The sequence below is a fragment of the Terriglobales bacterium genome (assembly GCA_035624475.1).
GTDB lineage: Bacteria > Acidobacteriota > Terriglobia > Terriglobales > Acidobacteriaceae > DASPRL01.
This window is the reverse complement of record DASPRL010000212.1, coordinates 1-2,552: the sequence shown is the minus strand read 5'-3', so window position 1 is coordinate 2,552 and position 2,552 is coordinate 1. Positions and strand designations below refer to the sequence as shown.

Annotated in this window: 1 protein-coding gene and 2 tRNA genes; all 3 read right to left on the bottom strand. The window is 63.1% G+C overall.

All coding sequences use genetic code 11. From position 1 onward, the window contains the following. Nucleotides 1-1,126: 1,126 nt before the first annotated feature. A tRNA-Cys gene (locus VEG08_08790) sits at nucleotides 1,127-1,201 on the bottom strand. Between the two features lie 19 nt (nucleotides 1,202-1,220). Next, nucleotides 1,221-1,295 (bottom strand) — tRNA-Gly (locus VEG08_08785). Between the two features lie 82 nt (nucleotides 1,296-1,377). Continuing rightward, entirely contained in the window at nucleotides 1,378-2,076 is a 699-nt protein-coding gene (locus VEG08_08780) for an ABC transporter ATP-binding protein (GenBank protein HXZ28078.1), read from the bottom strand. Nucleotides 2,077-2,552 lie beyond the last annotated feature (476 nt).

The following is a 2,552-nucleotide window of genomic DNA, read 5'->3' as shown; positions in this document are numbered from 1 at the left end:
GACGCTGCAGGATTTCCGGGTGGGGAAGGATGCCGTACTTGACGCCGCTCTCGCCGAGCTGCATCAGGCTAGCAGCAAGATGTAGCGGCCCCCGACAAGTATAGGACGGAAGGCCGAGCCCCTCATCGCGAGCGCTCGTTGATGGCAGCCTCGAGAGACTTAACGCCCGCTCTACCCGCTTTCCCCCGTTTTCGCTCTCGGTAATTGTTGGTAAGTCCCCTTAGCGTAAGTTACAGCCCCGCAGACCTACTCGCCTGCCACCTTTTGTCCAAAGTTACGCTAAGGTTACGCTAAGGGCTGTTATCAACAGGTATCCCAGGGTAAGCTGTCGCTCCAAGGAGTCTCCAGATGAAATCGCTGCCGTTGGTGCTTTGCGTTTGGGTCCTGCTGCTGTGTAGCCCTACTTCCGCGCAGAACTCTTCCCCATCGCAAGGGCCGATCCCCGCGAAATCGGACGCCCAAGTGTCATTCGCTACCTTGAAGGGCCTGGTAGGCAGGTGGGCCGGCACTGTCACGACCGATCCACACAATCGCGACATAGAAGGGCCCATCCAAGTCACCATGAGCGTGGCCTCCGGCGAAAACGCCCTGGAGCATGAAATTTCGCCAGGGGGCATGCCAGAACCGACCATGATTTATCTGGAGGATGATCGCCTGATGCTGGTCCACTACTGCGAAGCTGGCCACCTACAACCTGGCCGCCGCCGGCTACAATCGCCAGCACCCTGACGACCCGCTGGCGCTGTGGTCAACGGAGTTGCTGCAGGCGATCGCCGCCAAGAAGTAGTTCCTGATCCCCTGAATCCCTGCCTAATGGCTGGGGGCCTCGGTAGGTGGTGGCCGCGAAGCAGGATTCGTCGTCGGGATGCGCCACCACGATGAGCACGCGCGGCGGCGCGGACCCGGCCGGCGCTGGCGCGCTCGACTGCTGCGCGAACGCCGCTCCCGCCAGAAGTAGCCACGCCAGTCTCCGCATGAGCACGCTCCTCCGCCCGCCGGCGCGGGCGCTCCATCCTGAACGAGAAGCGCCGTCGCGGACCCAGGATTCACTTTTTCAGGAACCGAGATCCCGAGCCCCTGCTGCGGCGAGGGACCTCGTCATCCGGCAAGTCATTCGAAAAGGAATTGGAGGCGCGGGCCGGAATCGAACCGGCGTATAAAGGTTTTGCAGACCTCTCCCTTACCACTTGGGTACCGCGCCCGAAGGGAAGAAAAAGAACTGGAGCGGGAGACGGGATTTGAACCCGCGACTTCGACCTTGGCAAGGTCGCACTCTACCGCTGAGTTACTCCCGCTCGCTACCGCCTGATTATATTCGTCCCGCAAAAAGGCGGTCAAATGGCGGCCTCAGATGGCTCCCATGAAGGGCCCGCGGGGCTAGTGGTGCACCCACTGAGGATCGTCCTCGGGGCGCACGATGGCCCCATCGCGCATGTGCAGGATGCGGTCGCCGATCTCCGCGGCCTGGGGGTTGTGGGTGATCATCAGCACCGTCTGCCCCAACTCCTGGTTGGACTGCCTGAGCATCTCCAGCACGATCTGGGAGTTGCGCGAGTCCAGGTTGCCGGTGGGCTCATCGGCCAGCACCAGAGCGGGGTGGTTGATGAGGGCGCGGGCCAGGGCCACGCGCTGCTGCTCGCCGCCGGAAAGCTCGGCGGGCCGGTGCCCCAGGCGCTCGCGGATGCCCAGCAGCCCGGTGATCTTCTCGAAGTAGGCGGGATCGCCGCTGTTGCCGGCAATGTCGCCGGCGATCACGATGTTGGAGCGCGCGTCCAGGGTGGGCAGCAGGTTGAACTTCTGGAAGACGAAGCCGATCTTGCGCTTGCGCAGGCGGGTGCGCTCGGCGTCGGAGAGCGCGCCGAAGTCGGAGCCCTCGATGAGCACCCGCCCGCTCGTGGCCCGGGTCAGCCCGCCCAGGATGTAGAAGAGGGTCGACTTGCCCGAGCCCGAGGGCCCCACGATGCTGACGAACTCGCCGCGCTCGACCGCGAAGCTGATGCCGCGCAGCGCCGCCACCTCCACCTTGCCCACGTGGTAGACCTTGGTGACCTGCTCCGTCTGGATGATGGCGGCCATGGGAAACTCACAGTCTACCAGAGGGACAGAAGACGGACGGCACACATCCGACCTCGGGCGTCGGTGACTAGCACTTGTATTGCGGGGATCTGTGAATCCAGACAGGGCACTCCGGCCGGTGACGCCTGGCCGGGCTGAGCTACTAGTCCTTCTTCCCCCACTCAGTGCACTGGAACGCATACCACAACGTCTGACATTTGTGCTGAACGCAGGGCTCATGAGGGTCTACGGACGGATCGACCGTGACATGAATCGTAGCTCGAATTCCGTTGATAGGGCAATCCGAGCTTGTCCTGCAGCTCCCGTGATCCCAGTCGTTATAGCCCTTGAAGGTTTCCGTAGGTCCATTGAGCAGGTTGAGGTCAACCCGTACTTCGCAGGCGCCACTGGGGAGACACTTGCCGGTGAGAGACCCGCCGCCCCCGCAGTCGCTATTGGAACTGCAGGAGACCGGCGGCAACCCATCCCAGTCCACC